This is a genomic window from Micromonospora phytophila (assembly GCF_023656545.1).
Classification (GTDB): domain Bacteria; phylum Actinomycetota; class Actinomycetes; order Mycobacteriales; family Micromonosporaceae; genus Micromonospora; species Micromonospora phytophila.
Map to the genome: position 1 here is coordinate 1 of NZ_JAMOKF010000514.1, position 2684 is coordinate 2684.

At 74.6% G+C, this 2684-nt stretch carries 3 protein-coding genes and 1 pseudogene; all 4 read left to right on the top strand.

What is annotated here, in order from left to right; genetic code table 11:
- Window positions 1-364 (top strand): annotated as a pseudogene (locus NCC78_RS30570) (hypothetical protein); the annotation flags it as partial.
- A gap of 224 nt (window positions 365-588) precedes the next feature.
- Window positions 589-1071 (top strand): glycosyltransferase family 28 protein, encoded by a 483-nt coding sequence (locus tag NCC78_RS30575; protein ID WP_250798874.1) that lies wholly within the window; start codon window positions 589-591, stop codon window positions 1069-1071.
- An 80-nt stretch (window positions 1072-1151) separates the two neighbouring features.
- A complete protein-coding gene (locus tag NCC78_RS30580; protein ID WP_250798876.1) occupies window positions 1152-1772 on the top strand; it encodes a glycosyltransferase in 621 nt (206 codons plus the stop codon).
- Window positions 1769-2684: glycosyltransferase family 2 protein (locus NCC78_RS30585; RefSeq protein ID WP_250798875.1), on the top strand; the 916-nt coding region annotated here is incomplete at its 3' end. The genes NCC78_RS30580 and NCC78_RS30585, both read left to right, overlap by 4 nt.

Here is a 2684-nt window from a genome sequence, read left to right on the forward strand (position 1 = left end):
ACACTGGCACGGCGACTGGGTGCCGTGGAACCTGGGCGTGCACGCGGGCCGGCTGGTCGCCTGGGACTGGGAGCACAGCGCCCCGGACGTGCCGGTCGGCTTCGACCTGGCGCACGACGCGTTCCAGCGCGCCCTGGTGCTGCGCGGTGAGCCGGCCGCCGCGGCGGCCCGGGCGGTCGACGCCCAGCTCGACCGGCACGGCGACGAGCTGGGGCTCGGCCCGGCGGCGCGCCGGCTGGTGGCCGACGGCTACCTGCTGGAGATGTGGCTGCGCACCTGGCGACTGGCCGCCGCCGGGGCCGGATGGAACTCCGCGCTGCATCCCGCGCTGTTGGCGGTCGTCGAGAAACGACATAGCGGCTGATCCGCCGAAATCACCGGGGGGCACGGTTGCCATCCCTGTCGGACAGTGACGAAGAAACTCCAGGTCGTGACGAACTTCGATGGCAGAGGGTCGGTACGGCGTACCCTTTCGCCACCCGTGGAGATCGACTGGTCCACCGGTCGCCCTATTCAACGACCGGGAAACCTGTGATCTGCTGTCGCGTGGCGCCGAACGGAACTCCAAGCGAACTTGTGGGGAGTCGCGTGGAAACGAAGACCGATGATCCCGGCGAGCCCGGGGTCCTGCTGCTGGTCGGCTCCAGCGGCGGTCACCTGGCCCAACTGCTCGCCCTGAGACCCTGGTACGAGCGCTGGCATCGCTGCTGGGTCACCTTCGACACGCCGGAGGCGGTCTCGCTGCTCGCCGGCGAGGAGCTCGTCCCGGCGCACCATCCGACCACCCGCAACGTGCCCAACCTGCTGCGCAACGCGCTGCTGGCCTGGCGGGTGCTGCGCAATCGCCGGGTCGCCGCGGTGGTGACCACCGGCGCCGGGGTCGCCGTCCCGTTCGTCGTGCTGGCCCGGCTGCGGGGCGTCCCGACCGTCTACATCGAGGTGTACGACCGCATCGACACCCCAACCCTGACGGCCCGGCTCTGCCGCCCGTTCCTCTCCGCGATGCTCGTGCAGTGGGAGGAACAGCGCCGGCAGTACCCGGAGGCGACCGTCGTGGGGACCCTGCTGTGAGCGGGGAGAGCACCGGGACGGCCCCGGCGCACCGCGTCGTGCCCGGCCGCCCCCGGTCGGCCGCCCGCCCGGAGCCGGCCGTGCGGGTGCCCGTCCCGCGGGACGCCGACGACGTCACCCGGGCCCACCTGCTGGTCGCCGTCGGCACCGACACGCACCCCTTCGACCGCCTGGTCGGCTGGCTCGAACAGTGGCACGAGGGCACCGTCGAGCAGGTCGGGCTGACCCTCCAGCACGGGCACACCCGGGCCCCCCGCGTGCCCGGGGCGGTGGCCTTCCTCGGGCACGACCAGCTCCAGGCCGCCATGGCCGGCGCGGACCTGGTGGTCTGCCACGGCGGCCCGGCCACCATCCTGGAGGCCCGCCGGCACGGCCACCTGCCGATCGTGGTCCCCCGCGACCCCGGCCGGGGCGAGCACGTCGACGACCACCAGCAGCTCTTCGCCCGCCGCCTCGGCGCGGCCGGCATGGTGGCGCTCTGCGAGACGCGGGAGGCGCTGTTCGACACGCTCGCCGCCGGCCTCGCCGACCCGTCCCGGTTCACCGTCGCGGCCGACCCGGACGCCGCCGACGCGCAACGGGCCGCGGTGCTGCGGGTGGGGCGGATCGTGGAGGACCTGGTGGCCGCGTCCACCGGACGACGGCAGCGGGCGAGATGGCGGCCGTGGACGCGGACCGACCGGAACGGAGAACGCCGATGACCGGACACCCGAGCGTGAGCGCGGTGGTGCCCACCCGGGACCGTCCGGAGCTGCTCCGGGCCGCCGTACGGGCCATCCTCGACCAGGACTATCCCGGCCCGGTGGAGGTGGTGGTGGTCCACGACCAGTCCGAGCCGGACGATTCCCTGGCCGAGCTGTCCCGCCCGGACCGCCGGGTCCGGGTGATCCGCAACGATCGCGTCCCCGGCCTCGCCGGCGCCCGCAACTGCGGCACCCTGGCGGCCACGGGCGAGCTGATCGCGTTCTGCGACGACGACGACGAGTGGCTCCCCGGCAAGCTGCGGGCCCAGGTCGAGGCCCTCGCCGCCGACCCGCGCGCGGAGTTCGTCAGCTGCGGCATCCGGGTCAGCTACGACGGGCGCACCGTCGACCGGGTGCTGTCCCGGGACTCGGTCACCCTGGCCGACCTGCTGCGGGACCGGATGACCGAGTTGCACCCGTCCACCTTCCTGATCCGCGCCGCCGCGCTGCGGGACGGCTTCGGGCTGGTCGACGAGGAGATCCCCGGCAGCTACGCCGAGGACTACGAGTTCCTGCTGCGCGCCGCGCGCAGCGCGCCGCTGGTCAACCTGCGCACCCCGTACGTGCTGGTGCGCTGGCACAAGCGGTCCTACTTCGCCCAGCGCTGGGACACCATCTCCGAGGCGCTGCAGTGGCTGCTGGAGCGCTATCCGGAGTTCGGCTCCCAGCCGGCCGGCGCGGCGCGGGTCACCGGGCAGATCGCCTTCGCCCGGGCGGCGTCCGGCGACCGGCGGGGCGCGATGCGCTGGGCCGGGCGGACCATCCGGCGCAACCCGCGTGAGCCGCGGGCGTACCTGGCCCTCGCGGTGGCCGGCCGGGTGCTCCGCGCCGACGCGGTGCTGCGCACCCTGCACAAGCGCGGCCGGGGGA